25 protein-coding genes and 2 pseudogenes are annotated in these 26430 nt (G+C 59.7%); 24 read left to right on the top strand and 3 right to left on the bottom strand.

Annotation, left to right across the window (positions count from 1 at the left end):
• Window positions 1-241: 241 nt before the first annotated feature.
• Window positions 242-1495 (bottom strand): YbfB/YjiJ family MFS transporter, encoded by a 1254-nt coding sequence (locus AFK24_RS18905; RefSeq protein WP_065834675.1) that lies wholly within the window; start codon window positions 1493-1495, stop codon window positions 242-244.
• A gap of 133 nt (window positions 1496-1628) precedes the next feature.
• On the opposite strand from AFK24_RS18905, the gene AFK24_RS18900 reads away from it, so the two are divergent.
• From AFK24_RS18900 to AFK24_RS18805, 20 genes are all read left to right on the top strand, one after another.
• Window positions 1629-2495: a LysR family transcriptional regulator gene (locus AFK24_RS18900; RefSeq protein ID WP_065834674.1), complete on the top strand. Its 867-nt coding sequence runs from the start codon at window positions 1629-1631 to the stop codon at window positions 2493-2495.
• 279 nt (window positions 2496-2774) lie between these two features.
• The gene (locus AFK24_RS18895; RefSeq protein WP_065834673.1) at window positions 2775-3626 is read left to right on the top strand and encodes an STAS domain-containing protein; all 852 of its coding nucleotides are present in this window, start codon (window positions 2775-2777) and stop codon (window positions 3624-3626) included.
• Window positions 3627-3630: 4 nt separating this feature from the next.
• Window positions 3631-3993 carry an STAS domain-containing protein gene (locus tag AFK24_RS18890; RefSeq protein ID WP_065834672.1) on the top strand — a complete coding sequence of 121 codons (363 nt, stop codon included), beginning with the start codon at window positions 3631-3633 and terminating at the stop codon, window positions 3991-3993.
• Window positions 3990-4394, top strand: a complete 405-nt coding sequence (locus AFK24_RS18885) for an anti-sigma regulatory factor (RefSeq protein ID WP_065834671.1) — start codon at window positions 3990-3992, stop codon at window positions 4392-4394. The genes AFK24_RS18890 and AFK24_RS18885 overlap by 4 nt, the downstream gene beginning before the upstream one ends.
• The gene (locus tag AFK24_RS18880; RefSeq protein WP_065834679.1) at window positions 4391-5401 is read left to right on the top strand and encodes an ATP-binding SpoIIE family protein phosphatase; all 1011 of its coding nucleotides are present in this window, start codon (window positions 4391-4393) and stop codon (window positions 5399-5401) included. Before AFK24_RS18885 ends, AFK24_RS18880 begins: the two co-directional genes overlap by 4 nt.
• Window positions 5394-6296: a sensor histidine kinase gene (locus AFK24_RS18875; protein WP_065834670.1), complete on the top strand. Its 903-nt coding sequence runs from the start codon at window positions 5394-5396 to the stop codon at window positions 6294-6296. The genes AFK24_RS18880 and AFK24_RS18875 overlap by 8 nt, the downstream gene beginning before the upstream one ends.
• The gene (locus AFK24_RS18870; protein WP_065834669.1) at window positions 6286-8241 is read left to right on the top strand and encodes a response regulator; all 1956 of its coding nucleotides are present in this window, start codon (window positions 6286-6288) and stop codon (window positions 8239-8241) included. Before AFK24_RS18875 ends, AFK24_RS18870 begins: the two co-directional genes overlap by 11 nt.
• Before the next feature lie 558 nt (window positions 8242-8799).
• Window positions 8800-9123 carry a hypothetical protein gene (locus AFK24_RS18865; protein ID WP_065834668.1) on the top strand — a complete coding sequence of 108 codons (324 nt, stop codon included), beginning with the start codon at window positions 8800-8802 and terminating at the stop codon, window positions 9121-9123.
• Window positions 9124-9326: 203 nt separating this feature from the next.
• The gene (locus AFK24_RS18860) at window positions 9327-9860 is read left to right on the top strand and encodes an Hsp20/alpha crystallin family protein (protein WP_065834667.1); all 534 of its coding nucleotides are present in this window, start codon (window positions 9327-9329) and stop codon (window positions 9858-9860) included.
• A 156-nt stretch (window positions 9861-10016) separates the two neighbouring features.
• Window positions 10017-10967: a LysR family transcriptional regulator gene (locus AFK24_RS18855; RefSeq protein WP_065834666.1), complete on the top strand. Its 951-nt coding sequence runs from the start codon at window positions 10017-10019 to the stop codon at window positions 10965-10967.
• 214 nt (window positions 10968-11181) lie between these two features.
• Window positions 11182-12642 carry a SidA/IucD/PvdA family monooxygenase gene (locus AFK24_RS18850; RefSeq protein ID WP_065834665.1) on the top strand — a complete coding sequence of 487 codons (1461 nt, stop codon included), beginning with the start codon at window positions 11182-11184 and terminating at the stop codon, window positions 12640-12642.
• Window positions 12639-13613, top strand: a complete 975-nt coding sequence (locus AFK24_RS18845) for an ABC transporter permease (protein ID WP_065834664.1) — start codon at window positions 12639-12641, stop codon at window positions 13611-13613. The genes AFK24_RS18850 and AFK24_RS18845 overlap by 4 nt, the downstream gene beginning before the upstream one ends.
• Window positions 13614-13624: 11 nt before the next feature.
• Window positions 13625-14539, top strand: a complete 915-nt coding sequence (locus AFK24_RS18840; RefSeq protein WP_170826363.1) for an ABC transporter permease — start codon at window positions 13625-13627, stop codon at window positions 14537-14539.
• Window positions 14536-15549, top strand: a complete 1014-nt coding sequence (locus AFK24_RS18835; protein WP_065834662.1) for an ABC transporter ATP-binding protein — start codon at window positions 14536-14538, stop codon at window positions 15547-15549. Before AFK24_RS18840 ends, AFK24_RS18835 begins: the two co-directional genes overlap by 4 nt.
• Window positions 15539-16552 (top strand): ABC transporter ATP-binding protein, encoded by a 1014-nt coding sequence (locus tag AFK24_RS18830; RefSeq protein WP_065834661.1) that lies wholly within the window; start codon window positions 15539-15541, stop codon window positions 16550-16552. Before AFK24_RS18835 ends, AFK24_RS18830 begins: the two co-directional genes overlap by 11 nt.
• 57 nt (window positions 16553-16609) lie before the next feature.
• A complete protein-coding gene (locus AFK24_RS18825) occupies window positions 16610-18175 on the top strand; it encodes an ABC transporter substrate-binding protein (protein ID WP_065834660.1) in 1566 nt (521 codons plus the stop codon).
• A gap of 16 nt (window positions 18176-18191) precedes the next feature.
• On the top strand, window positions 18192-18719 hold the full coding sequence (locus AFK24_RS18820; protein ID WP_065834659.1) for a CMD domain-containing protein: 528 nt from the start codon (window positions 18192-18194) through the stop codon (window positions 18717-18719).
• The gene (locus AFK24_RS18815; protein WP_065834658.1) at window positions 18719-19315 is read left to right on the top strand and encodes a peroxidase-related enzyme; all 597 of its coding nucleotides are present in this window, start codon (window positions 18719-18721) and stop codon (window positions 19313-19315) included. Before AFK24_RS18820 ends, AFK24_RS18815 begins: the two co-directional genes overlap by 1 nt.
• Window positions 19316-19474: 159 nt before the next feature.
• The gene (locus AFK24_RS18810) at window positions 19475-19993 is read left to right on the top strand and encodes a chalcone isomerase family protein (RefSeq protein WP_065834657.1); all 519 of its coding nucleotides are present in this window, start codon (window positions 19475-19477) and stop codon (window positions 19991-19993) included.
• Between the two features lie 45 nt (window positions 19994-20038).
• Complete coding sequence (locus AFK24_RS18805) at window positions 20039-20560, top strand: DUF3833 domain-containing protein (RefSeq protein WP_065834656.1); 522 nt, start codon at window positions 20039-20041, stop codon at window positions 20558-20560.
• A gap of 128 nt (window positions 20561-20688) precedes the next feature.
• Here AFK24_RS18805 and AFK24_RS30865 read toward each other — a convergent pair.
• Window positions 20689-20838, bottom strand: a pseudogene (locus AFK24_RS30865) (NAD(P)/FAD-dependent oxidoreductase); the annotation flags it as partial.
• Here AFK24_RS30865 and AFK24_RS18800 point away from each other — a divergent pair.
• Together AFK24_RS18800 and AFK24_RS18795 are read left to right on the top strand one after the other, a co-directional pair.
• Window positions 20836-21285: pseudogene (locus AFK24_RS18800) on the top strand (RrF2 family transcriptional regulator); the annotation flags it as partial. The pseudogenes AFK24_RS30865 and AFK24_RS18800 overlap by 3 nt on opposite strands.
• A 118-nt stretch (window positions 21286-21403) precedes the next feature.
• The gene (locus AFK24_RS18795) at window positions 21404-22594 is read left to right on the top strand and encodes an MFS transporter (protein WP_065834655.1); all 1191 of its coding nucleotides are present in this window, start codon (window positions 21404-21406) and stop codon (window positions 22592-22594) included.
• Window positions 22595-22640: 46 nt separating this feature from the next.
• On the opposite strand, the gene AFK24_RS18790 is transcribed toward AFK24_RS18795, so the two are convergent.
• Window positions 22641-23315, bottom strand: coding sequence for a type 1 glutamine amidotransferase domain-containing protein (locus AFK24_RS18790; protein ID WP_065834654.1), 675 nt, complete (start codon window positions 23313-23315; stop codon window positions 22641-22643).
• A 294-nt stretch (window positions 23316-23609) separates the two neighbouring features.
• On the opposite strand from AFK24_RS18790, the gene AFK24_RS18785 reads away from it, so the two are divergent.
• Both AFK24_RS18785 and AFK24_RS18780 read left to right on the top strand, forming a co-directional pair.
• The gene (locus tag AFK24_RS18785; protein ID WP_080482209.1) at window positions 23610-24110 is read left to right on the top strand and encodes a DUF2946 family protein; all 501 of its coding nucleotides are present in this window, start codon (window positions 23610-23612) and stop codon (window positions 24108-24110) included.
• A 120-nt stretch (window positions 24111-24230) separates the two neighbouring features.
• The gene (locus AFK24_RS18780; RefSeq protein WP_065834653.1) at window positions 24231-26354 is read left to right on the top strand and encodes a TonB-dependent copper receptor; all 2124 of its coding nucleotides are present in this window, start codon (window positions 24231-24233) and stop codon (window positions 26352-26354) included.
• Window positions 26355-26430 lie beyond the last annotated feature (76 nt).

Raw genomic sequence — 26430 nt, 5'->3', positions numbered from 1 at the left:
GCTACAATGGAGTCGTGTTCCAGTCTGGAAGATCGTCTCGCGAATAAATTCGCTCCTACACGATCATCCCGGACTACCGCGTTTTTTGTGCCGACGAGATCATCCGTTGGAGCGAGGCTTGCCCGCGAAGGTGTCAGGCCAGTCGCCACACGTAGTGATTGGTAAATCGATTCGCGGGCAAGCCTCGCTACAACGGAGTCGTGTTCCAGTCTGGAATATCGTCTCGCGAATAAATTGGCTCCTACACAGTCGCATCCCGGCTTGGTGCTTGCTCCGCCGCCACGCTTTTGCGAGTGATCAGCGCCAATCCAAGATCGGCAACCAGTGCAACGACGATAGCCCCGGCCGCGATAGCAAACAACATCACGTGGTGCCCGCCATTGCCATTGAAGACCACCGAATAACCGTAGCCCGCCAGCGCCTGAAAGGTGGCGAACGATACTGTTGCGCGGCTCCAGGCGACTTGTTGCTGTTCATGACCCGGCACTAGTTCGTGAATGCGGGCCAAGGCGAGCGGGACGATGCCCGGCGGAAACGAACCAATGATCACGGCGAGCAGCGCCAGCAGCGGATACGAGTGGGTCATGCACAACCCGGCGACGGCAAGCGCCTGAACCAACAATACAAGGCGAATCGAATTCCGCGCGCCGAGATGGTCGGCGAGGAAGCCATAAATGACCGGTCCGAGGATCGCCCCAATGCCATACATCACCCAGATCAATGCGCCGACGTGAGCGCTGGCGCCCTGGCCTCGGGTCACGTAGTCGACCAGAAACACCATGGCTGGCACCAGACCTACTGCCATCAGCGCGTATTGGCCGAACAGCAGATAAACCGCCCGGTCCAGCGGCGCTGGTTTGCCGGGTTGAACGTGCTGCGCGGCACCCGCATTGACCGCAGCGGTGGCACTCGCCGAAGGCCAACCGAACCAGCTGACAGCGGTCAACAGTAAGGACACCAGCCCAAGGCCGATCCACGCATCGCGAAGGCCCAGCGACAACAGGAACGGCACCAGCGTCCCGGAGCCCGCAATGCCCAGGCCGACACCGAGGAAGATCGCACCGCTGGCCAGACCTTTACGCGCGGCCGGAACGTGGGGAATCACTGTTGCCGCCACCAGCACCATGATTGCGCCGCCCGCGATACCGGACAACAGGCGCCAGCTGAAGAACCAGGTGATCGACAGTGGAAAGGCGCAAGCGAAGAACGAAGCGGTCGCCAGCAGCATCATCAGGCGCAGGCTATGGCCGTTGGACAGGCGAGCGGCGATGGGACGCCCGGCGAGCGCGCCGATCAGATAGCCGATCAGGTTCGCGGCGCTCAGGTAAATTACGTCGGACGCGGAGAACCAGTGCGCGCCGATCAGCGACGGAATCAGCGGCGTGTAGGCGAAACGCGCCAGACCGATGCTGACCAGGCTGGCGCACAGGCCAGCCAGAATGTGCAGCCAGACATTATTACGCCGGGGTGAAGCGGAATCAGTGGTCGTGAGCATGATGGAATTTCCCGCAAATCAGGTGAAAGCACCGAAAGTGCTTGGCTGTGTTCATGGTAACGATGATTATTGATGCAGACTTGCAGTGATTTCTCATGACAAAGATGCATAAATGCATCGCTAGGGGTGGCATATGAACTGGGATGACACCCGGGTGTTCCTGGCTATATGCCGCAAGGCCACGTTACGCGGGGCTGCGCGGGTGTTGGGTGTGGATCAGGCCACGGTGGGGCGTCGGCTCGGCGCACTGGAGAAAGCCCTGGGCACGACCCTGTTCCTGCGCACCTCGGACGGCTATGTGCTGACCGTGGCCGGGGAAGCAGCGCTGAAAGCGGCACAGAAAATGGAGCAGTCAGCGCTGGAGTTGCAACGGCAAATTCTCGGTCTCGACGAGCGATTGACGGGCGAGGTGCGCATCACTAGCACCGATTCCCTCGCCGTCGACTTCGTGATCCCGGCCATTGCCAGCCTGCATCAGGTCCATCCCGACATCAAAGTCCGGCTCGACACCTCGATTGAAGTGGCCAGCCTGTCCAAGCGTGAAGCCGACATCGCGATTCGCAACATCAAGCCGGAGAATCCGGATCTGATCGCCCGCTGCATCGCTCGCTGGCCGGTGGGATTGTTCGCATCGGCGGGCTACGTCGAGCGTTGCGGTCAACCACCGGCCGGGTTTGCCGGGCATGACCTGATCATGTATCAGCCTTATCTGGAGACGGGAAAGCCACCGACCATGTGCTCCGAGCCCATCACCCAGGGCCGTTTGGTCGCCACGGTCAACTCCGGGTTGATGATGCGTAAATCCGTTGCGGCCGGAATCGGCATCGGCGAACTGCCGGTTTGCCTGGGAGAAATGGACGGCCTTGCACGCATCTGGCCCGAACGTTTCCGGTTGACGACTTATGATGTCTGGCTGGTGACCCATGAAGACCTGCGCCACACTGCTCGGGTGCGTGCAGTCATCGAAAAAATCGTCGAAAAGTTTGCCGGAGTTAATTAATGTGGGCCGGCACAAGCGCTGGGGGTTAATTGCTTAGATTGAACATGATGTTGATATTTAGCGTAATCTATCCAAACGGATTGGTTGAAGTGTGTTTGTTGGTGCGTTAGTTATTTTAGAAAGTGTCTGGAATGTCACGCGCAGCCTCGCTGTCATACTTGCAATCCGCCGCAATGTGTAGAAAATTCCGCGCAGCGACTGTTTGTCGTCCAAAAGACACCATTTAGTTTTTCTTCCAGCTTTGCTGGGAAGACCGCACTGTTTCAGGAGTTCAAGAACATGGCAGCACTGCAGCAGCGTACCGTTGAAGCAATGAAAAAATCCCAGGCCAGCCTGACTTCCAAATGGCTTTCCGGCCTGGAAGCCAGCGGCGCAACGCGCAATATCAAAGAAGACGACCTGAAGCTGCAGGCTGCTGACTTTTTGGCTCTGGTGATTTCCGTGGCAGAGAAGGGCAGTCATCAATCGCTGGGTGGCAGCGACTGGGACGAAATTCGCCTGTTCCTGGAAAAGCTCTCCCATAGCCGCGCCCTCAGCGGCCAGGATTCGCAACAGACCGCCAGCTTCATCTTCTCGTTGAAAGGCCCGTTGTTCGCGATGCTGCAAAGCGAATACGAAGACAGCCCGACGATGCTCGCCGAGCAGGTGCTGGAGATTTCCGAGCTGCTGGATGCCTTGGGCATGCACACCATTCGTACCTTCCAGAAATCCCGCGAAGCAGTGATCAAGCGTCAGCAGGAAGAACTGCTGGAGCTGTCCACACCCGTGGTGAAACTGTGGGATGGCGTGCTGGCACTGCCGATGATCGGCACCCTGGATTCGCAACGTACCCAGGTGGTCATGGAATCGCTGCTGCAACGCATCGTCGATACCGGTTCTGAAATTGCCATCATCGACATCACCGGCGTGCCAACCGTTGATACGCTGGTTGCCCAGCATTTGTTGAAAACCGTGACCGCCATTCGCCTGATGGGTGCCGACTGCATCATCAGCGGCGTGCGCCCACAAATCGCGCAGACCATCGTGCACCTGGGCCTTGATCTGCAAGGCGTGGTCACCAAGGCCAATCTTGCCGACGCCCTGGCGCTGGCCTTGCGTCGTCTGGGTTTGACCGTCACCAAGGCGGTGTAAACCCATGGAACGTATACCGATTCTGCAGATGGGTGCTTACCTGCTCGTCACGATTCAAGTGGACATGCATGATCAGCTCGCGCTGAACCTGCAGGACGACCTCTCCGAGCTGATCAGCAAAACTTCGGCGCGGGGTGTGCTCATCGATATTTCGGCGCTGGATATCGTCGATTCGTTCGTCGGACGCATGATCGGCACGATTTCCGGCCTGTCGCGCATCATGGACGCCGAAACCGTGCTGGTGGGCATGCAACCCGCCGTGGCGATCACGCTGGTTGAGCTGGGCATGACCCTGCCCGGCGTCTGCACCGCGCTCAACGTGGAGCGTGGCATGAAACTGTTGCACGAGCGGGCGCACGCCCAATGATTGTGCGAAGCGAGGGTTCCCAGCCCGTGCTGATCGAACAGGATGTGGTGCTCGCGCGCCAGACTGCGCGCAAGCTCGCCCAAGAATGCGGAATGCGCCTGATCGATCTGACCAAAATGGTCACGGCGGTCAGTGAACTCGCGCGTAACACCATGGTGTATGGCGGCGGCGGGCACATGGATTGGCAAATCCTCGATGACAACCTGCGTACCGGCTTGCGTGTCACCTTCCGCGACGAAGGCCCCGGGATCACGGACTTGAAACTGGCAATGACCGATGGCTGGACCTCCGGCAAAGGCATGGGGCTGGGTCTGACCGGCGCCAAACGTCTGGTGGACGAGTTTGACCTGGACACCGCGCCCGGTGCCGGCACTCGGGTAACCATTACCCGATGGACATGATGCTGCGCAGCAGCCTGACTCAGGTTTTGTTAATCGAAGACAGTAGCCAGGTAGGGCACGCCCGGCGCACGGTTCAGCAATTCGCCGAGACCCTGGGTTTCTGCGAAGCCGATGCCGGTCGCGCCGCGCTGGTGACCACTGAGCTGGCCAGCAATCTGCTCAAGCATGCGACGCGAGGCGAGTTACACCTGCGCACGTTCCGCTCGCCGGCATTGCACGGCATCGAAGTCATCGCGATAGACCGTGGACCAGGCTTCGATGTGCATGATTGTCTGCAGGATGGTTTTTCCACGCGCGGCACTCAGGGCATCGGGCTGGGTGCGATCTCCCGTCAGGCCGATGTCTTTGACGTCCATTCCGACGCTCGCGGCTCGGTGGTTCTGGCGCGGTTCTTTCCCCGAGGGCAATCGATCAAGGATGTCCGGTTCGGCGTGAGCCAGCATTCGCTGCATAACGACCCGGCCTGTGGCGATATCTGGTCATTTGCGATCAGGGATGGCTGGATCAGTGCCTTGATTATCGACGGCCTGGGTCACGGCGAAGATGCCGAGCTTGCGGCCCGTGCCGGTGAAAATGCATTTGCCCGACAACCTTTTGCTTCTCCAGCGTTCACATTGGAAGAGATGCACGACGCCATGCGCGGAACACGCGGCGGCGCCGTTGCAGTTGCGCAGTTCGACGCCAGAAGCAGTTCGATGCGATTTGTCGGTATCGGCAATATCGGCGGTACGTTGATCAGTGCCGAGAAATCTCGCGGTCTGGCTTCCCACCCAGGCATCGTCGGGCTGCAGTTTCGCAAAGCCCAGGTTTTCGATTTTCCGCAGGTCGGTGGCCAGTTGTTGATCATGTACAGCGACGGGCTGCAATCGCGTTGGGACCTGCGTGAGTATCCGGGGCTGGCTTTCCGCCACCCGGCAGTCATCGCGGCCGTGCTGCACCGCGACTATTGCCGGGGGCGTGACGATGTGACTGTTTTAGTGATTGCTTTGGAGATTTCCAATGTCTGAGTCAACCACCGCTGACCAGATCGAGCTGACCCTCGAGATTGCGCGCCTGCGAGCTGAAGGCGAGGCCTTGCGCACCGAGCTGGATGAAACCAATCAAGGCGTGCTCGCGTTGTATGCCGAACTCGACAATCAGGCCAACGAGCTGCGTCAGGCTTCGGATCTGAAAAGCCGTTTCCTGTCCTATATGAGCCATGAATTCAGGACGCCGCTGGGTTCGATCCTGAGTATTTCCAGCCTGCTCACCGATGAAATCGACGGGCCGTTGGCCACCGAGCAGCATCGCCAGGTTGCGTTTATCAGCAGTGCCGCACGTGAGCTGTCCGACATGGTCGATGATCTGCTGGATCTGGCCAAGATCGAGGCCGGACGCATCACCATTTCCCCGGCCTGGTTCGACATGTTCGACTTGTTTGCAGCCCTGCGCGGCATGTTTCGCCCGATCGTCAATATGTCTTCGGTGGACCTGATTTTCGAAGAGCCCATCGGCTTGCCTCGGCTGTTTACCGATGACAAAAAACTCGGGCAGATTCTGCGCAACTTTATTTCCAATTCCCTGAAGTTCACCCAGCGTGGTGAAGTGCGCGTCTCGGCACGCCTGGAAAACGCCAAGGAAGTTCGTTTCGCGGTGACCGATACGGGCGTGGGTATTCCCGAAGAAATGCTCGGTGAACTGTTCGAGGATTTCTCGCAGATCAACTCGCCGCTGCAAAAACGCTGGCGTGGTACGGGTCTCGGATTGTCCCTGTGCAAACGCTTTGCCGAGCTGCTCGGTGGCCGGGTAGGGGTGCAAAGCAAACCGGGCGTCGGCTCGACCTTCTTCGTGATTATTCCGCTGGCAATTGCCGGGGCTAATAGCACAGGCGACATTGGTGGGGAGCCTGGCGATGAAGCGTGAAATCCGCCTGCTGATCGTCGATGACAATGCCGCCACGCGTTATGCCTTGCGACGGCGCATGGAACAGCACGATTTTGTTGTGCTTGAGGCCGGTACCGGTACTGAAGGCCTGGCGCTGATTGCCTCGGAAATACCTGATGCGTTGATCCTCGACGTCAATCTGCCGGACATGAGCGGTTTCGATATCGTGCGCCTGTTACGGTCGGAACCGCGTACGGCTTTGTTGCCGGTGGTGCATGTTTCTGCGGCCTCTATCCAGACGGCTGATATCGTCACCGGCCTTGAAGCTGGCGCCGATGCCTATCTCGTGCATCCGGTGGACGCCGACGTGCTGCTGGCAACCCTGCGCACGCTGCTGCGAGTACGCGACACTGAATACGCGCTACGCGAAAGCGAAGCACGCTTTCGGGAAATCTTCGTCAACATTTCTGCACCGATCGCGGTCATGGACGCCGACCTTAAAGTGCACGAGTGCAACCATGCGTTCGCGCAGTTGATCCAGAAAAGCATTTCCCGGCAGACCATGCTGGACTCGCTGGCACCCGATCAGGACGAGATCATCCAGCAACTGCGCGCCGGACTGCTGGCGGGAGAGCGCTGGAGAGGCACGCTGCTGATGTTGGTCAAAGGCGAAGTGCGCGAAACCGAGTGGCAGATTTCCCCGTACCGTACGCCGGAACTGAGTCTGGTATTCGTTGAAGATGTCACCGAACATCGCCAGCGCGAGCAGTCGCATCTGCGCCAGCTCGACACCGTCAATACCCAGCTGGCCCATGAAGTTGCCCAGCGTGCGCGCACCGAAGCGCAGCTGTTGCAGGCGCAGAAGATGGACGCCATCGGCAAACTGACCGGCGGCATCGCCCACGATTTCAACAATTTGCTGACCGGGATCATCACCGGTATCGAGCTGATCAAGAAGCGCACCGAGGAGAATCGTCCCGAGCGCGTCGCACGCTATGCGGACGCCGCCCTGGCTTCGGCCATGAGCGCAGCAGCCCTGACGCACCGGTTGCTGGCGTTCGCCCGTCAGCAGCCGCTGGATGCCCGGCCAATCGATGTCAATGAACACATTCGCTCCCTGGAAGACCTGCTCAGCCGCACCATCGGCAAGCGCATCGCGCTGACTTTGGACCTGACGTCCAAATCCGCCGTGGCCCTGGTGGACTCCAGCCAGCTGGAAAGCGCGGTGCTCAATCTGGTCATCAATGCGCGGGATGCGCTGCCCAACGGCGGCAACGTGCGGGTCACGACCTTCGCCGCGCATTCCAAGGGTGATCCGCGGGTCGCCGACGGCGCGTACATCGCGTTGTCGGTCAAGGATGACGGGATTGGCATCGACCACAGCGTCATCGACAAGGTGTTCGATCCATTTTTCACCACCAAACCTATCGGCGAAGGGACCGGGCTCGGCCTCTCGACCATTTACGGCTTCGCCAGGCAGTCTGGCGGTGACGTGCTGATTCGCAGTGTTGCCGGGCATGGCACCGAAGTGACACTGATGATTCCCGCGGCGGTGGATGTGCCGCCTGCGCAGACCGAACCGAGTCTGCCGGTGCAGCCGGGTGCCGGGGAACATATTCTGATTGTCGAAGACACTGCTTCGGTGCGCATGTTCGTCAACGAGCTGCTGATCGACAACGGTTATCGCTGCACCCAGGCCGCTGATGTTGCCACCGCTCTATCGATTCTTGAGCACGACCGGTCGGTGGATCTGCTGTTGTCCGACGTCGGACTGCCGCACATGAACGGGCGGGAACTGGCCGACCGCGCTCGGGTATGGCGGGAAAATCTGCCGGTGCTGTTCATGACCGGTTACGCGGAAAACGCCGTGAACCGCCAGCATTTCCTGGGCGAGCGCATGGATATGGTCATCAAACCGTTCAAGCTGAATCTCCTGCTGGAGAAAGTCCGCAAGATGCTCGAGAGCTCGACAACCGCTCGCTGACGGCACTACGGCGGGCGTTGCGTGGCGCGTCAGGTCGGGAAGGGAATGACCGGACGGTCAGAATAAAAATATGTAGTGCTCTAAAAAAATCACTACATAAGTGTTGACGCTTACCCCTTCGCCTTGCATTATGCAGCTGTCTCCCTGATCGGGAGAGCGGTAAAAGGGTGTTCTGACATGCACGACGAGCCGTCGTGATGTTCCCGGATGTGTGCTGCCCACAAGGCAGATTGATGAAGCTGACCTGGCATGATCCCTGACCGGATTCGAGATGCTGGCGAAACGTCCTCATGAGGCTTGTGGTTGACAGTCAATTGTTAGTTGTCAGCGCTGTAATAGCCTTTTGAATCAAGACTTTTCGCAACTTCTCCTCTCGTTGTGGTGCTCTTGCGCAGCAGTGTTTTATCAAGGCTACACGCATCTATTCATGGGCCGGATCTGCAAGTTGTCTGATAGCGAATGTCATGCAGGTGCAGCGACACAAATCCACTGGCCGATTGATCATGTGTATTAGCTAACTAATTAAACCCGGTTGACGAGCGGTCAAGGAGCATTCAAATGAATTTGAACAAACAACCTACTATTGATGAACTGGCCCAATTGTTCGCCGCGCGCAAAGACAGTCTGGATAGCCATGTATTGTGGATCAGCAACGAAGGCGATGTTCATGTCGATCCGCTGACTTGCCAGGAAAACGATTTCGGCAGTAGCCACCCGGAAATGCGGGCCCGTCTACGGACCTACCGTCGCGGCCATGGCTACGTTGGCAAGAAAGCCGCCGCCGACAAAGTATTCATGAACCGGGTTCTGCAAACCCTGAAGAATGAATGGATCGCGACACAACAGCAGTCCGACGTCCGTGTTGTTGATCGTCTCTACTGATAAAAAGTTATACCTATAACGATTAATAATGAGTTGTTTCGCTTCTTGCTCCCGGAGAATATCCGGGAGCTTTTTTATGGGTGTTTGGTAAGTAATCGCGCGCTGTCGATTACCCTCCGCATCGCTGCTGCCTCCCACAGATTTGCCATGTACTAGAATCAAGTTTGCGTACCCCGTCAGCTGTTCTGTGGAGGACATGTGTCATGAATGATTCCGAGCAAAAAACTCCGACCCCTGAAGATGGAAAAAAGCCAACGACCGGCCCTGGCAACTGGCATCCGCTGGACCGCATCCGTCAGCAGTTCGACCATCTGCTGAACGAATTCAACAGCCTGCCTTCAATCCTTTCCCGCAGCGGCCGGTTTGATGTGCAACCGTTCTGGTCAGGGGAGTTTTCCGGTGTTCAGGCGCCCGCTGTGGATATTCGGGAAACCGCAACCACCTACGAAATCGCCGCAGAAGTGCCCGGCGCGGACGAGCAGAGCCTGACCGTCAAGGTCGTCGACGGCAACCTGCGGATCAAGGGCGAAAAGCGCGAGGAGAAGTCGGACTCATCTGCCAACTACCACCTGACGGAGCGTCGTTATGGGCATTTTGAAAGAACTTTCAGTTTGCCCACGGGTGTGGATGCCGAGCATATCCAGGCGCATTTCAGCAGGGGCGTGCTGAATATCACGCTGCCCAAGAAGCCTGCGGCGCCGAAACCGGAAACCACTGTGAATATTTCCGTGGATTGAGAGTTGTAGCGCGCTTGAGGCCTGGTGCAGGACGGCGGCTGCAATCACCATCGACGCTGATCGAAACTATGGTTAGGCTTTGCTGGCGTTTCTCGTCCCGTTTCAGGTTGCCCCGGAGGAGAACGGACTCTTCATTTCGATCTTCAAGGCGTGTGTATGGATTTGCGGCAACTCGAAGCGTTTGCGGCCGTCATGTCGGCGGGCAGTGTGACTGCGGCAGGGAAGATGCTCGGTCGTTCCCAGCCGTCGGTGACGCGAGTCATTCAGGAGCTTGAGCTGGAATTGGGATTTGCCCTGTTCGAGCGCAGCGGCCCGAAAGTCACGCCGACCCAGAAGGCATTCATGATGTACGGCGATGTCGAGAGTGCCTTGCTGGGGATTCGCAATATTCGCCAGCGTGCGCAGCACATCGCCCTGGACGAAAACCGCCAGATCAAGCTGGTGGCCATTCCGGCGCTGGCAGCCGGGCTGTTGCCGCTGGCGTTGTCGCACTTGCCGCAGGATTTGCGCCCGCAACACATTCAGCTGCACAGCATGTCCCCGGAAAACGTCGTGCAGGCGGTGCTTTCCAAAACCATGGATCTGGGCGCCGTGAGCCTGCCACTGGAACATCGGGGTCTGGACATCCACTGGATTGGCGAATCGCCTTGCGTTGCGGTGCTGGCGGCTGATTCGAAGTTGTCGCAGTTTGATGTCTTGCCCATGGAAGTGCTGGCCCGGCAGCCACTGATCACCATGTCCAATCCTTATCGATTCCGGCGACGCATCGACAAGGCGTTTCAGGATCATGGCGGTGGCGAGCCGCTGATGCTCGATACCAACACTTCATTGGTGGCCATGCAAATGGCGCGTGTCGGGCTGGGTGTCGCGCTGGTTGATCCCTTTACCGCCGTCGGCGTGCCGCTGGAGGGCGTTGTAGTGCGTCCCATCGAATGCAACATTCCCTTCTTCTTCGGCCTGATTTCAGCATTTGCCAGCCCGCTTTCGGATGTCGCGCAAGCCCTGGTGACTGAGCTGGCGGACTCAGCCAAGGCGTTGCTGCCTGACCTGGTCATGCATGATCCCGCGACCCACGATGCTTTATTGCAGAGCATTTACGCCGGCTAGGCGCGCTACTGGATCGGCAAGCCGAGCATTTTGGCTGGACTAATAACCTGTGAGAATATTAATATTCGTTTTTGGAAGTTGATGGAATAAAGCGAGGCTCTTAGTATTCGGAATCTGCATTCAATAGGCCTATGAATGCGTAATTTATGACTGTGGAATGCTTTTTGTATAGAAATTGAGCAGTTTCCTCCGCAAGCCACTCCGAGTATCAAGAATGTCCGACGTGAATCAACCCATTGGTCTTGCCGCTCTGGAGGCCCGGCTGCGCCAGGATCTGCAATGGCTGGATCTGCCTGCCGCCGCCTGGGTCAAGCCGCGGTTCAACGCCGGGCAAGCTGTGCTGGACATCGCCATTATCGGTGGCGGCATGGCCGGCCTGGCGTTGGCGGCGGAACTGCGCAACCTGGGCGTTAGCGCTAGGGTGTTCGACCAGGCGCCAACCGGCTTCGAAGGCCCTTGGGCCACGACCGCACGTATGGAAACCCTGCGCTCGCCCAAGCAATTGACCGGCCCGGCGTTGGGCTTACCCGCATTGACCTTCCGCGCCTGGTTCGAGGCGCAATTCGGTCTGCCGGCATGGAACGCCCTGGACAAGATTCCGCGTCTGCAATGGGCGGACTATCTGCGCTGGTATCGCAAGGTGCTGGATCTGGATGTGCGCAATGAACACCGTGTCGAACGGGTCCAGCCGCGTGCCGACAGTCTGGTGGAACTGGATATCGCCCATGACGGCCAGGTGCAGCGGGTTGTGGCGCGGCATGTAGTGCTGGCCACCGGTCGCGACGGATTGGGTGGCCCATGGGTGCCGGATCTGGTGAACGATTTGCCGCGCCATTTCTGGACTCACTCGGCGTCGGGTTTGCAGGACGATTGGTTCGTCGGCAAGCGAGTGGCGGTCATCGGTGGCGGCGCATCGGCCATGGACAGCGCGGCCACCGCGCTGGAAGCTGGCGCGCAGCGCGTCGATCTGCTGGTACGCCGCGCCGAATTGCCGCGCATCAACAAAGGCAAGGGCGCTGGCAGTCCGGGCATGACCCATGGCTACTGGCGTCTGCCGGATGTCTGGAAATGGCGAATTCGCAAATACCTCAATGCGCAGCAAGTGCCGCCACCTCGGGGCAGCACCTTGCGGGTTTCCCGCTCGGCCAACGCGCGCTTTTTGTTGAATAGTCCGATTGTTGCCGTGCGGGCAAACCCGGCTGGCGGCCTGTGGCTGGATACGCCGACCGCCAGGCTCGAATACGATTTTCTGGTGTTCGCCACCGGCTTTCGTACCAATTTTCAGCTGCGTCCTGAATTCGCCGCGTTCGCGCCGCACATCAAGGTCTGGAGCGACAGTTTCACGCCGCCGGGCAATGCGCCCGATCCCGAGCTGGATGATCTGCCCGACCTTGGCCTGAGCTTTGAATTTCAGGAAAAGACCCCCGGCGCCTGTCCGGGAATCAGCCAGATTCATTGCTTCAACTACACCGCATCCTTGAGCTATGGAGCGGTCTCGGGTGATATCCCGGCCATCAGTGAAGGCGCCAAACGCCTGGCTCATGGTTTGGTCGGCCAGTTGTTCAACGAAGACATCGAGCAGCATTTCGACGCGATGCAGAACTACGCCGAACCGGAATTGCTCGGCGATGAATGGGTCGCGGGCGAACTCACGACCGGCGAGTTGCGCGAATGATCGGCTGGCTCGTGCGACGCTTGAGCCAATCGCTGTTGGTGGTGCTGCTCATGACGTTGGTGGTGTTCATCGGTCTGAACGCCATCGGCAACCCGATGGATATCCTGGTCGGGGAAGATCTGAACCAGAGCGAACGCCTGGCCGCCATCGCTCATCTGGGCCTGGACAAACCGCTGTGGCAGCAATATCTGCTGTTTCTCAAAGGTGCGGTGTACGGCAATCTCGGCCAGAGTTTCGTCTATCACGAAGACGCCATGCGCCTGATCGTGCAGCGTTTGCCAGCGACGTTCGAACTGGCGTTCAGCGCGATGCTCCTGGCCGTGGTGTTGGGCGTGCCATTGGGGATGTTCGCCGGCACCTATCCCGATCACCCGCTTTCCCGGTTGTTGATGGCCACCAGCATCATCGGTTTTTCGCTGCCCGCATTCTGGGTGGCGCTGATGATGATCATGCTGTTTTCCATCAAGCTGGGCTGGCTGCCCGCCAGCGGACGGGGTGCAACCCGCGAGCTGTTCGGCGTGCAGTGGTCGTTCCTGACCCTGGACGGGTTGCAACATCTGATTCTGCCGGCGTTGAACCTGGCGCTGTTCAAGATATCCCTGGTGCTGCGCCTGACCCGCGCCGGTGTGCGTGAAGTGCTGCCGCAGGAATACGTTAAATTTGCCCGTGCCAAAGGCCTCTCGCCGATCCGGGTGATGTGCATGCACGTGATGCGCAACACCATGATTCCACTGGTCACGGTATTGGCCATGGAGCTGGGGTCGACCATCGCCTACGCCGTAGTGACGGAAAGTATTTTTGCCTGGCCCGGTGCCGGCAAGCTGATTCTGGACAGCATCAATATGCTGGATCGGCCCGTGGTCGTGGCTTATCTGATGGTCGTTGTGGTGATTTTCGTGGTGCTCAACCTGATCGTCGATGGCCTGTATTACTTTCTCGATCCCAGGGTACGCGTAGAGGTGAGGCCATGAGCGAGGTTTCTATGGCAGCCACCAAGGCGCCCGCCAAACCAACTTTCAAGGCGCAGTCGCCATGGCAACGCGGGGTTGCTGAGTTCAAAGGCTCGACCACGGCGATCGTTGGTCTGGTGCTGTTGCTGGTCATCGTGCTGGTTGCCGTGTTGGCGCCGTGGATCGTGTTCCAGAACCCTTATGACTTGATGCAGCTCAACGTGCTCGACGCGCGCCTGCCGCCCGGCACGGCGAATGTCGACGGTGGCTACACCTATTGGCTGGGCACCGATGGTCAAGGCCGCGATTTGCTTTCGGCGATCATTTACGGGTTGCGCATCAGCCTGTGGGTGGGGATCGGTTCGGCGCTGATCGCCGCCGTGATTGGCACCCTGCTTGGCTTGTTGTCGGCCTACGCAGGCGGTTGGGTCGATGCGTTGCTGATGCGTCTGGTGGATTTGCTGTTGTCGTTCCCGGTAATTCTCATGGCGCTGATGATTCTCGCCTGGCTGGGCAAGGGCGTCGGCAATGTGATGCTGACGCTGGTGGTACTGGAATGGGCGTACTACGCGCGCACTGCCCGTGGTCAGGCCCTGACGGAAAGCCGTCGTGAATATGTCGACGCCGCACGCGGGCAGGGTATCGGGCCGTGGCGCATCGTGGTCGGGCACATTCTGCCCAATTGCCTGCCGCCGCTGATCGTCATCGGCGCGTTGCAGATCGCCCGGGCCATCACTCTGGAAGCGACGCTGTCGTTCCTTGGCCTTGGCGTGCCGATCACCGAGCCGTCCCTGGGCTTGCTCATCGCCAACGGCTTTCAATACATGCTCAGCGACGAATACTGGATCAGCTTCTTTCCGGGGTTGGCGCTGTTGATCACCATTGTTGCGATCAATCTGGTGGGCGATCGCCTGCGCGATGTTCTCAACCCGAGGTTGCAGCGATGAGCGCGCCGTTAAGCTCTTTCGAACGGCCGTCTGCCGAGCAACCGACGCTGGATGTGCGCGGCCTGTGCACCTCGTTTTATACCCGCGCCGGGGTGTTGCCTGCGGTACGCGATGTGTCCCTGAGCATTCAGCCGGGGCGGATTCTCGGCCTGGTGGGCGAGTCGGGATCGGGCAAGTCGGTGACCGGTTTTTCCATCCTCGGTCTGGTCGACGAACCGGGGCGGATCAGTGGCGGGCAAGTGCTGTTTCAGGGCCGTGACCTGACGCTGCTGTCGCCCAAGGAGCTGCGCAACCTGCAAGGTAATCGCATCGCGATGATCTTCCAGGACCCGATGATGACGCTCAATCCGGTGTTGCGCATCGACACGCAGATGATCGAAGCCGTTCGCGCGCATCAACCGCTCAGTCGCGCCGAAGCCCGCGCGCATGCCAGCCGCACGCTGGCGTTGCTGGGCATCGCCAGCCCTGACGAACGTTTGCGCGCCTATCCGCATCAATTGTCCGGCGGCATGCGCCAGCGGGTGGCGATTGCCATCGCGTTGCTGCATTCGCCGGACCTGATCATTGCCGACGAACCGACCACGGCGCTGGACGTGACGATTCAGGCGCAGATTCTCAGTGAAGTGCAGAAACTGGTGCGCCAACAGAACACTTCGCTGATCTGGATTACTCATGACTTGTCAGTGGTTGCCGGGCTGGCCGATGACATCGCAGTGATGTACGCCGGACGCATTGTCGAGCAGGGCAGCGTCGCGGCGGTGCTGGATTCCCCGCAGCATCCGTATACCCAAGGCTTGATCGACAGCCTGCCGAGCCGCAACAAGCGCGGTCAGCGGTTGCGGCAGATTCCAGGCATGGCGCCTGATCTGTTGTCGATGCCTGCCGGCTGCGCCTTTGCCGCACGCTGCAGCAGGGCTTCGGAGATCTGCGCGCAGGAGCCGCCCAATCAAGAAATCGCACCGGGCCGCTGGGTCCGCTGTTTTCACCCGGGAGCCGCCGATGAACAGTGAATCGACGCCGATCATCGAACTGCGCCAGGTCAGCAAAACCTTCGGCAAGGCCAGTCCCGACACGACGCTGGAGCACGTGCTGCAGCGCCTGCAACTGAGCAGGCCGAAGTCGGTGACGCATGCGGTTGATCGGGTGGATCTGCGCATTGCCAGAGGTGAAGTGGTAGGGCTGGTGGGCGAGTCCGGCTGTGGCAAGTCGACCCTCGGGCGGATGGTCGCCGGTTTGCTGTCGGTGTCTTCCGGCACGGCGTCTATCGATGGCAAATCGTTGCAGGAGCTGACTGCCGACGAGCGGCATGCCGCGCGGCTGAAGATCCAGATGATTTTCCAGGACCCGTCCGCCAGCCTCAATCCGCGCCTGCGGGTTGACCGGATCGTCGGTGAGGGGGCGCTGTTGCATGGCTTGACCGACAAGGCCGGGTTCGACGATTACGTCAGCGCCCAACTGCAACGTGCCGGGCTCAGTCCACAATTGCGCCAGCGTTATCCGCACCAGTTCAGCGGCGGCCAGCGCCAGCGCATCGGCATTGCCCGAGCGCTGGCGGTCCAGCCGGAATTACTCGTCTGCGACGAATCGGTGGCCGCGCTGGATGTGTCGATTCAGGCGCAGATACTCAATCTGTTCATGGACCTGCGCGATGAGTTGGGGCTGACCTATCTGTTCATCAGCCACGACCTGGGCGTGGTCGAGCACCTGTGTGACCGGGTCGTGGTGATGTACCTCGGTCGGGTCGTGGAAAGCGCCGATGTCGACGATCTGTTCACTCGCGCCAACCATCCCTACACCCAGGCATTGCTGGCGCAGATTCCGCGTTTCGATATTCGCAGTGCCCGTTATGACGCGATCAAAGGGGAAATCCCCAGCCCGCTGAACCCGCCTGCCGGGTGTCATTTCCATCCCCGTTGCCCGCACGCCATGGCGCGCTGCCGCGAGGAAGCTCCACCGCTCAGGGAGGTTGCGCCCAACCACCTGAGCGCTTGCCACCTCAACGAAACAGCCTGAACGGGCGCGCATCGTCGCCCGTCACGCTCATTGCCATTGCGTACAAGGAAATAACCCATGAAACCACTTGTTCGTTCACTGCTGGCCTCGGCGCTGATTCTGGCCGCTGGCAGTGTCTCGGCGCAGACCTTGCGCATCGGTTACGCCGATCCGGTGTCGTCCCTGGACCCTGAGTTGAATAACTACGCGGGCGACCGCTCGGTGGCGCTGCATGCCTTCGAATCGCTGGTTAACCGCCATGACGACAAAACCCTGCCGGGCCTGGCCAAGAGCTGGAAAGTGCTGGACGAAAAAACCTGGGAGTTCGCCCTGCGCGATGACGTCAAATGGCAGGACGGTACGCCGCTGACCGCCGATGATTTTGTGTTTTCGTTCGAGCGTTCCCGCGCCGTGCCGGGTTCCGTGGCTTCTTATGCGGGCGCCATGCGCACCGTGGAATCGGTGCAGGCCAATGACGATCACACCCTGATCATCAAAACCCGCTCGCCGAACGCCAACCTGCTGCCGGATGTTGACTCGATCTATGTCGTTAGCCGTCACGTGGGCGCGACTGCCGCTAGCGCCGATTACAACTCCGGCAAAGCCATGGTTGGCACCGGGCCGTATCGTTTCGTTTCCTATGTGCCGGGTGATCGCACGATCTTCGAGCGCAACAAGGAGTACTGGGGCGAGAAACCGCTGTGGGATTCGGTGGATTATCGCTTCATCGCCAACGCCGCCAGCCGCACTGCCGCCTTGCTGGCCGGCGACGTGGACGTGATCGACAAGGTTTCGCCGACCGACGTAGCACGCCTGCGCCAGAGCGAGAACGTGAAGGTCTACGCCTATTCCGGCTTGCGCGCCTTGCTGATTCAGCCGAGCTTCCGCGCCGGGCCCAACGAATACATCCGTGACAACGCTGGCAAGACCCTTGAGCAAAACCCCTTGCTCGATGTGCGGGTGCGCAAGGCCTTGTCGCTGGCGATCAACCGTCCGGCCATCGTCGAACGCATCATGCAAGGCACCGTGACCGAGGCCAACCAATGGATGCCGGCCAATACCTTTGGCTATAACCCGGAGCTGAAGAACATTGCCTATGATCCGGCGGCGGCCAAGGCGTTGCTCAAGGATGCGGGTTTCCCCGAGGGTTTCCAGCTGACCGTGCATGTACCGGGTGATCGCTATCCGCAAGCGCCGGAAGCCATGCAGGCCGTGGCGCAGTTCTGGTCGCGGATTGGTGTGAAAGTGCAACTGGAAGTGCTGCCTTGGGCAGTTTATGCCGGCAAGGCGAACAAGAATGAGCTGGCAATCAGTGTGATTGCCTGGGGCAACGGCACGGGCGAGGCCGCCTACGCGCTGACCAACATCCTCACCACGGTGGACAGCGCCAAAGGGCAGGGCGCTTCGAACTGGGGTCACTACAGCAACCCGCTGGTCGATCAGGCGCTGGTCAAGGCCACAGCAGAGTTCGATGAAGCCAAGCGCCGCACGATTCTTCAGGAATCCGCCAGGGTCGTGGCGGACGACGTAGGCATCATCCCGCTGTTCCACTACCAGAACATCTGGGCGGCCCGCAAAGGCCTGAAAGTCGAACCACTGGTCAGCGACCGTACCGCCGCGACCATGGTTACCGAACTGCCTTGAATCCAGAGGATTTGCCATGAACTCCACCGTTGAACCTACCGCCGTCCCGGATGCTTTGGACAGCCTGCTGGGCATCGCGCCCGGCAGCCATCTGCACCAGGTTCGCCACGCGCGGGACAAAGTCGTCTCGGCGACGCAAGGCAGCCATGCGCTGTTTTTCAGCGCGCAGTTACCGGACGGCCTGTCCCTCAGCGAGCGTCTGCTGGTGGCGTATTACGCCAGCCGTCTGACCCCGAATGAAGTGCTGAGCGGCTATTACCTGGAGCAGCTGAGCGCGCTGAACATTGATCAGGCGCTATTGGCGCAGATCGATGCCGATGCGCTGGCCAGCCTCGGCGATTCGCGCCTGCAAGCCATTCTCGGTTTTACCCGGACCTTGATTCTGAGTCCGGTAGCAGGTGATCAGCAGGCGTTGCAGGTCTTGCAGCAGGCCGGATTGACCACGGCGGAAATCGTCGTGCTGGCGCAATTGATCGCCTATCTGTCCTATCAAGTGCGCCTGGCTGCCGGGCTCAGCGCGTTGTCGTCCCCAGGAGCCGCATGATGAGTGACCCAATCCGCATCAACGGCTTCACCAGCGAAGTGCTGGGCTGGAAAGCCTGGTTGCCGACCATCGATCTCGACAGCGCCACCCCGGAACAAGTGGCGGTGCTGGAAGAAAGCCATCCTCAGGGCAAGGTTTCCGACTATTACCTGACGCTGGCCCACGACCCGGAAATCCTCCGTCAGCGTTCCCTGGCCTTCAACGCCATCATGTACGCGCCGGGCGGTTTGTCCCGTGCCGAGCGGGAATTGGCGAGTACCGTGGTGTCGTGTATCAATCGCTGCGTGTACTGCGCGTCGGTGCATGCGCAACGGTTTGAGCAACTGGCCAAACGCAACGATGTGATCGCACAGATTTTTGCTGATCCAGCGACCGCAGGGACCACGGATCGCGAAAAAGCCATCGTCCAGTTCGCCATCGACCTGACCCTGGAACCCGGTGCGCTGGGCGCGAGCAACATCCAGCCATTGCGGGATCAAGGCTTGAATGACGGCGAGGTGCTGGATCTGATTCACGCCATTTCAATCTTCGCCTGGGCCAATCGTTTGATGCTCAATCTGGGTGAGCCGGTCTTTGCAGGGCAATCGAGTGTTTGAATAAACTTCACTTAATATTGTACAAGATCCTATTTGTCGTATAGGTTTTAATCTTCTGGGTCAGTGGCAAGGTGTTGTAGTGGTCTCTTGGCCTTGCACCGCGTTACTGGCCTTTTTTTGTGCCCCGTTTTTATGTTGCAGCGGTCAGTGAGGCCTTGCATGACGCGACCATGGTTGTGGTTAGTCTGGTTGTTGAGCGGCACAAGCCTGGCGGCAGGCTGGCAGGAAGCGTTGCCCCATGCGCAAGTCGTCGGCAGCGGTGAGTTTCGTATGTACGGCTTCAGGATCTACACCGCGCGGATGTGGAGCACCAGCAAACCTCTGCAAACTGACAAGCCATTCGCCCTTGAGCTGACGTATCACCGTTCCATTTCCCGCGAGGATCTGGTGGACGCCAGCATCGATGAGATCAAGCGCACGTCTGGCGCGCAGGTCAGCCCTGCGCAGTTGGTTATCTGGCGAGAGCAGATGCAGCGGGCGTTTGTCGATGTGCAGGAAGGTACGAGGATCGTCGGCGTGAATGTGCCAGGTCAGGAGGCGCGCTTTTACGTTGGCGACACGTTGCATCAGGTCGTGCGGGATCCGGCGTTTGCCAAGGCTTTCTTCGCCATCTGGCTGAACGCTGACAGCCGCAATTCCAATCTGCGCGAACAGTTGTTGGGCACGGCTGCTCCGTGATCTGCGCCCTCTGAAAATAAGGCCTCTGGAAATAAGGGAAGCACCATGCTGAAAAGAATCGTTTTAATGCTGTGTATCGGTTTGGCGGGTTGCAGCGGGGTGCAGGTCGATCAATACAGCCAGGAAACGCCGAAGCTCGACCTGCGCGACTATTTCACTGGACAGGTCCTGGCTTCAGGGATTTTCCAGAAGCGTTCGGGGGAAGTGACCAAGCGTTTTCACGTGGTGATCAACGGCCGCAGTGAAGGCGACAAGCTGATCATGCACGAAGCCTTCAACTACAGCGACGGCACTAAACAAACCCGGGTCTGGACGCTGGTCCCGACCGGGCAGGGCAAGTGGAAAGGCACGGCGAGCGATGTGGTGGGCGAGGCGTTTGGCGAAGTTTCCGGCAATACCTTCCACTGGAACTACGTGCTGAACCTGCCGGTGGACGGCAAGACCTACGAAGTACGTTTCGATGACTGGATGTATTTGCTCGACGACCAGACCCTGGCCAATCGCTCCTACATGAGCAAGCTGGGGGTAGAGTTGGGGCAAGTGACGTTGTTTTTTCGTAAGCAGTAGGCTCTAGCACTGTTGGAGCGAGGCTTGCCCGCGAATCAGACGCCTCGGTTTGCCAGTCCCACCCGCGTTATCGTTCTTCGCGGGCAAGTCGGAACGCCGCCCGTTCGCTCCAGCGGATGTGCGGCGGCTTACGCCACCACAGGAATCAACGGATCAGCCGCCGCCAGCGCTTCTGCACGATTGGCTGCTGGCGGGTAAATCCACTGGGTGTTGATCTGCGTCTTGAGCTGTTTACCTTCTTCCTTGACGTATTTGACCTGACGATCCCAGCCTTCGGTGTGCCCCACGAATACCTGGCGAAGGTCTTCACCAAGCTGGCGAGAGCGAAACTGGTGGTCGCCACCGAAGGCGTGCGGGGTGGATTCAAGCTGGCGCGTCCTTCCGACGAAATCACCCTGCTGGATATCGTCACGGCCATCGACGGCAAGAAATCCATTTTTGAATGCCGCGATATTCGTGGGCGTTGCGCGGTGTTCGGCGGCGAGCCGCCAGGCTGGGCCACGGAAGGGACTTGCGGCATTCACGGCGCGATGCTGGTCGCGCAAAAACGCATGGAAGAGGCGCTGGCGCAGCAGACCATTCTGGATCTGGGCCGACGTTTCGGACGCAAGGCACCGCCGGTATTTTTTGCTCAGGTCGATGACTGGATGAACGACCGTCGGGACAACAAAGGTGCGAGCCCCGACGCACCGCAAAACATTGCGCTGGTCGATATTTCGGAGTGACGCTCCGGGAATTATTTGAAACATTTCCCTGCCGCTGCATCCAACCCCTCGTTACTATTGTCGGCCCGGCCCAGCCGCCGGGTTCTCATCACAATGGATATTTAACCGAGGACGGAGCATGACCGAGCCTGATTTACCTTCTCGCAGAGGCTTCTTTCTGGTTGCCTGCGCTTTGCTGATCGCCATGATCGGCACCACGTTGCCCACGCCGCTGTACGTGTATTACCAGCAGCAAATGGGCTTTGGCGAAACCTGGGTCACGCTGATTTTTGCCATCTACGCGTTGGGGGTTATTGCGGCGCTGCTGGCGGTCGGCAGTTGGTCGGACCAGATTGGTCGGCGGCCGATGTTGTTCGCGGGCTTGCTGATGGGCGCGATCAGCGCGGCGATTTTCCTGCTCTGTGATTCCATTGGCGGCTTGCTGCTGGGGCGGCTGTTCTCCGGGTTTTCCGCCGGGATCATGACCGGCACTGCCACCGTGGCGATTATCGAACTGGCGCCGAAAAGCTGGAGCAAACGCGCGACGTTGATTGCCACCGCAGCCAACATGTTTGGCCTGGGGCTCGGCCCTTTGCTCGCCGGGCTTACGTCGCAGTACTTGCCGCAGCCGTTGCATCTGGTGTTCTGGTTGCATCTGGGTTGTCTGGCGCTTGCGATGCAGGGGATCGCGGTGGCTGCGGAAACCGTCGAGCGTCCGCCGGTGCCACGCTTGCGGGTCATGCGGCCATCGATTCCGTCGGGCGTGCGCGGGATGTTCATACCGGCGGCGATTGCCGGCATGGCCGGATTCAGCGTCGCCGGGCTGTTTACCAGCATGGTGCCGTCGATCATGCGTCAGGTGATGGACCAGTCCGACGGCGTGGTGATCGGTGCGGTGGTCGGCTCGTTCTTCGCTGCGTCAGTAGTGGGTCAGGCCGCGCTGCAGTGGTTGCCCGCACGTTTACACATGACCACCGGTTGCGCCGGGCTGATCCTGGGCATGGCGACCCTGGGCTTGAGCATTGCGACGCAACAACTGAGCTTGCTGATGATTGTCGGCGCGCTGGCCGGTATCGGCCAAGGCATGGTGTTCCGCGCAGGCATGGGCGCAGTGACTGCCGCCAGCCCCGCGCACCACAAGGCAGCGGTCAGCTCGGCATTGTTCGTGGTGTTTTATTTTTCCATGTCGCTGCCGGTCATCGCCGTAGGCGTCAGCGTGCCGGTGTTTGGCCTGCGGCATGTCGGCGAGTTGTTCAGCGCCATCGTCGCGGTGGTTGCCGTGTTGGCGATGTTGAGCATGAAACGCGCTCAGGCAGCTGCGGCTGCCTGAGCCTTTCGGGTTTGAAAAAAAGCTCCGTAAATCGGGGCTTTTTGCGTTACAAACGCTGCAACAACGCCTGCGCAGTTGCCTCTGAAGACGATGGATTCTGCCCGGTGATCAGCAGGCCATCTTCCACCACGTAGCTGGCCCAATCCCCGGCCTTGGAATAGTCGCCGCCGTTGGCCTTGAGCATGTCTTCCACCAGAAATGGCACGACATCGGTCAAGCCGACTGCCTCTTCTTCAGTATTGGTAAAGCCGGTGACGCGCTTGCCTTTGACCAGCGGCTGACCATCGGCGGCTTTCACGTGGCGCAGCACGCCGGGGGCGTGGCAAACGGCAGCGACTGGCTTGCCTGCGGTCTGAAAGGCTTCGATCAGGGCGATGGAATGCGGGTCTTCAGCCAGATCCCATAGTGGGCCATGGCCACCGGGGTAGAACACCGCATCAAAGTCACTGGCTTTCACGTCTTGCAGGTGCAAGGTGCTGGACAGTGCGGCCTGGGCGTTGGGGTCTTTGCGGAAGCGTTCGGTGGCTTCAGTTTGCGCGTCTGGCTCGTCGCTTTTCGGATCAAGGGGCGGCTGACCACCTTTGGGCGAGGCGAGGGTCAGTTGCGCGCCCGCGTCCTTGAAGATGAAATACGGTGCCGCGAATTCTTCCAGCCAGAAGCCGGTTTTTTTGCCGGTGTCGCCCAACTGGTCGTGGGAGGTGAGAACCATCAGAATTTTCATGTGCAGGCATCTCGTCTTGGGGAGCGCGAAATTGCTGTCGCGCTCGGTGATAAAGAACTAACAAGGACTCTGAAAGCGTATTGGCACAGACGTTCAACATCATGTGTCTGACTTCAAAAGAAGGCCACGCCGTCGGCAAGACAGCGGAAAAGTTCCCCGCTGTGCGCTTATGTCGCAAGGCACGACGCAGCGCTTGTCCGCCGTGGCGTTGCGCGGATCGGGGTGAATCGACACTGCGCAAAGCGTTTGCCGGGCGATGTTGAACCTGTAGCAGCGGTGTTACATTTCCCGGCCATGAACGTCCCTGCCATCCACCGATTACTCAATGCCAGGCATCAGTCCTCGGCAACGGGCACACGTGGCGTTGAAAACCTGCGCAGGGGATTGATCAAGGGCCGCGCAGGCACGGGCAGTCGGCACGGTATCGGCGCCTGGCTGGGCATATTCGCCATGCTGATGATCTTCATCGGCCCGCTGATTTCCCAAGGCGCGAGCATGGCCCATGGCATGGGCGCGCCGATGGCCCACGACATGACCTGCGAAGACATGCCGGGCATGGCGCAGGTTTCAAAGCCTGCCTCGCCGGGCGGTCATCATGATTTGGTCATCTGGGAAAAGTGCGGCTATTGCACGCTGCTGTTCCAGCATCCACCACTCATCGAATCCAACCTGATTGTCGCGCCGCTGGGCATCGTGCCGGCGACGTTCCTGGCAACCTCGTTTACCCCGCAGCAAGTCCGCGCACCGGTGTTTCCAGGCGCTCGGAGCCGGGCACCGCCATTCTCCTTTCGCTGAACGTCACTGCCATCCGCTGCTGAACAACAATCAATCGACCCATGCGCCGACGCCAGTCTGTGCGTGCGCTGTTTGACGTTTTGCTGGCAGCCACCACCTGACTTTTCATCGGATGTCTTTATGTACTCGACTCAGAACGAGCCTGCCTTTCACCTGGATCTACCCCGTCTACGCTGGCGTCACGCCTTTGGACTGTTTCTCGGCCTGACATTGCCAGGCATTGTTCACGCTGCACCCACTGACAGAGAACCGGCGACGGCGCCGCTGGACTTGTCGCCCGTGGTCATCACCGCCGTGCAACAGAGCTCGCCGCTGACCATCGTCACCAACCCGAAGGAAGCGCGTCAGCCAGTACCGGCCAGCGACGGCACTGACTATCTGAAGACCATCCCGGGTTTTTCCGCGATTCGCAGCGGCGGCTCCAACGGCGATCCGGTACTGCGTGGCATGTTCGGCTCGCGATTGAACCTGCGCACCAATGGCGGGCTGATGCTGGGTGCCTGCCCGGCGCGCATGGACGCGCCCAGCTCCTATATCGCTCCGGAAACCTTCGACAAACTGACCGTGATCAAAGGCCCGCAAAGTGTGCAATGGGGGCCGGGAGCTTCAGCCGGGACGGTGCTGTTCGAGCGCGGTCCCGAGCATTTCGGCGAGCTGGGCAGTCGTCTTGACGGCAGCGTGCTGGTGGGCTCCAACGGGCGCTTCGACAAGGTGCTCGATGGTGCGGTGGGCGGACCGCAAGGTTATCTGCGCATGGTGGGCAATCAGTCTCGTGCCGATGACTACAAGGATGGCGGCGGCAATACGGTGCCGTCGCGCTGGGACAAATGGAATACTGACATCGCGCTGGGCTGGACGCCGGATGCCGATACGCTGCTTGAATTCACGGCGGGCAAGGGCAATGGCGAGGCGCGTCTGGGTGGCCGGGGCATGGACAGCTCGCAACTGGCCCGCGAAAGCCTCGGACTGCGCTTCGAGAAGCGTAACCTCGGCGGTGTGCTGGATAAGCTGGAAGCGCAGGTCTACTACAACTATGCCGACCACATCATGGACAACTTTCGGCTGCGCACACCCGACCCCAGCAGCATGATGAGCATGCCCATGGCTTCGCAGGTCGATCGACGAACCCTTGGCACGCGTCTGGCCTCCACCTGGAAATGGGCCGACGTGGAGCTGGTGACCGGCGTCGACGCCATGCGCAGCGAACATCGCACACGTAATTCCACCTACAACATGATGACCGCGTTCTATACCGACGCGGACGCCGTGGCCTGGAATACCGATGCGGTAGAGCACGACTACGGCGGCTTTGCCGAAATGACCTGGTTCGCTGCCGAGCGTCGCCGGGTGGTCGGCGGCGCTCGTCTGGATCGGGCCTCGGCCAAGGATTACCGCGATACTCTGCGCAGCATGTCTACCCAAGTGACCAACCCCACGGCCGACGATACCCGGTCCGACACCTTGCCCAGTGGTTTCGTCCGTTACGAATACGATCTTGCGGACTCGCCCACGACCTTGTACGCCGGCATCGGTCATGTGCAGCGTTTTCCTGATTACTGGGAGCTGTTTTCCCCCGATAGTGGGCCGAGCGGCACCCGCAACGCCTTCGACGGCATAAAGCCCGAGAAAACCACCCAGCTGGACTTCGGCGCACAGTACAACGGTGACGATTTGCAGGCCTGGGCGTCCGGCTATGTGGGGCAGGTGCGCGACTTCATTCTGTTTGACTACAGCACCAACATGATGGGTACCACGACATCCCAGGTGTCCAACGTGGACGCACGGATCATGGGCGGCGAATTGGGCTTCGCCTATCGTCTGGATGCCAACTGGAAAACCGACGCGACACTGGCTTATGCCTGGGGCAAGAACAGTTCGGATGGACAGGCGCTGCCGCAAATGCCGCCACTGGAAGGCAAGCTCGGTTTGACCTATGAGCGTGAGCTGTGGAGTGCCGGGGCGTTATGGCGGCTGGTGGCAGAGCAAAACCGGGTCGCCGAAGGCAAGGGTAACGTGGTCGGCCAGGACTTTGGCAAGAGCGCCGGTTTTGGGGTGTTCTCGCTCAATGGCAGCTACAAGCTGAGCAAGCAGCTGAAAGTCAGCGCCGGCGTAGACAATCTGTTCGACAAGAACTACACCGAACATCTGAATCTGGCGGGCGACGCTGGCTTCGGGTTTGCCGGCGACCGGGCGCTCAACGAGCCAGGGCGTACCTTGTGGACCAAGGTGGATTTCAGTTTCTAGACAACGATCATTGATGTTTCGGCATCTTCAGTGACCGGCGACAAGCGGGCGGTGGCGCATCAGCTGTGTAATGCAT

The sequence above is a fragment of the Pseudomonas syringae genome (assembly GCF_001698815.1).
Lineage (GTDB): Bacteria > Pseudomonadota > Gammaproteobacteria > Pseudomonadales > Pseudomonadaceae > Aquipseudomonas > Aquipseudomonas syringae_A.
This window is presented reverse-complemented; position numbering and strand designations above follow the sequence as displayed.

What these genes read in the sequence shown, in the direction of transcription:
- AFK24_RS18905 (WP_065834675.1), bottom strand. Translation starts at nt 1,495, where the DNA reads ATGCTCACGACCACTGATTCCGCTTCACCCCGGCGTAATAATGTCTGG.
- AFK24_RS18900 (WP_065834674.1), top strand. Translation starts at nt 1,629, where the DNA reads ATGAACTGGGATGACACCCGGGTGTTCCTGGCTATATGCCGCAAGGCC.
- AFK24_RS18895 (WP_065834673.1), top strand. Translation starts at nt 2,775, where the DNA reads ATGGCAGCACTGCAGCAGCGTACCGTTGAAGCAATGAAAAAATCCCAG.
- AFK24_RS18890 (WP_065834672.1), top strand. Translation starts at nt 3,631, where the DNA reads ATGGAACGTATACCGATTCTGCAGATGGGTGCTTACCTGCTCGTCACG.
- AFK24_RS18885 (WP_065834671.1), top strand. Translation starts at nt 3,990, where the DNA reads ATGATTGTGCGAAGCGAGGGTTCCCAGCCCGTGCTGATCGAACAGGAT.
- AFK24_RS18880 (WP_065834679.1), top strand. Translation starts at nt 4,391, where the DNA reads ATGATGCTGCGCAGCAGCCTGACTCAGGTTTTGTTAATCGAAGACAGT.
- AFK24_RS18875 (WP_065834670.1), top strand. Translation starts at nt 5,394, where the DNA reads ATGTCTGAGTCAACCACCGCTGACCAGATCGAGCTGACCCTCGAGATT.
- AFK24_RS18870 (WP_065834669.1), top strand. Translation starts at nt 6,286, where the DNA reads ATGAAGCGTGAAATCCGCCTGCTGATCGTCGATGACAATGCCGCCACG.
- AFK24_RS18865 (WP_065834668.1), top strand. Translation starts at nt 8,800, where the DNA reads ATGAATTTGAACAAACAACCTACTATTGATGAACTGGCCCAATTGTTC.
- AFK24_RS18860 (WP_065834667.1), top strand. Translation starts at nt 9,327, where the DNA reads ATGAATGATTCCGAGCAAAAAACTCCGACCCCTGAAGATGGAAAAAAG.
- AFK24_RS18855 (WP_065834666.1), top strand. Translation starts at nt 10,017, where the DNA reads ATGGATTTGCGGCAACTCGAAGCGTTTGCGGCCGTCATGTCGGCGGGC.
- AFK24_RS18850 (WP_065834665.1), top strand. Translation starts at nt 11,182, where the DNA reads ATGTCCGACGTGAATCAACCCATTGGTCTTGCCGCTCTGGAGGCCCGG.
- AFK24_RS18845 (WP_065834664.1), top strand. Translation starts at nt 12,639, where the DNA reads ATGATCGGCTGGCTCGTGCGACGCTTGAGCCAATCGCTGTTGGTGGTG.
- AFK24_RS18840 (WP_170826363.1), top strand. Translation starts at nt 13,625, where the DNA reads ATGGCAGCCACCAAGGCGCCCGCCAAACCAACTTTCAAGGCGCAGTCG.
- AFK24_RS18835 (WP_065834662.1), top strand. Translation starts at nt 14,536, where the DNA reads ATGAGCGCGCCGTTAAGCTCTTTCGAACGGCCGTCTGCCGAGCAACCG.
- AFK24_RS18830 (WP_065834661.1), top strand. Translation starts at nt 15,539, where the DNA reads ATGAACAGTGAATCGACGCCGATCATCGAACTGCGCCAGGTCAGCAAA.
- AFK24_RS18825 (WP_065834660.1), top strand. Translation starts at nt 16,610, where the DNA reads ATGAAACCACTTGTTCGTTCACTGCTGGCCTCGGCGCTGATTCTGGCC.
- AFK24_RS18820 (WP_065834659.1), top strand. Translation starts at nt 18,192, where the DNA reads ATGAACTCCACCGTTGAACCTACCGCCGTCCCGGATGCTTTGGACAGC.
- AFK24_RS18815 (WP_065834658.1), top strand. Translation starts at nt 18,719, where the DNA reads ATGAGTGACCCAATCCGCATCAACGGCTTCACCAGCGAAGTGCTGGGC.
- AFK24_RS18810 (WP_065834657.1), top strand. Translation starts at nt 19,475, where the DNA reads ATGACGCGACCATGGTTGTGGTTAGTCTGGTTGTTGAGCGGCACAAGC.
- AFK24_RS18805 (WP_065834656.1), top strand. Translation starts at nt 20,039, where the DNA reads ATGCTGAAAAGAATCGTTTTAATGCTGTGTATCGGTTTGGCGGGTTGC.
- AFK24_RS18795 (WP_065834655.1), top strand. Translation starts at nt 21,404, where the DNA reads ATGACCGAGCCTGATTTACCTTCTCGCAGAGGCTTCTTTCTGGTTGCC.
- AFK24_RS18790 (WP_065834654.1), bottom strand. Translation starts at nt 23,315, where the DNA reads ATGAAAATTCTGATGGTTCTCACCTCCCACGACCAGTTGGGCGACACC.
- AFK24_RS18785 (WP_080482209.1), top strand. Translation starts at nt 23,610, where the DNA reads ATGAACGTCCCTGCCATCCACCGATTACTCAATGCCAGGCATCAGTCC.
- AFK24_RS18780 (WP_065834653.1), top strand. Translation starts at nt 24,231, where the DNA reads ATGTACTCGACTCAGAACGAGCCTGCCTTTCACCTGGATCTACCCCGT.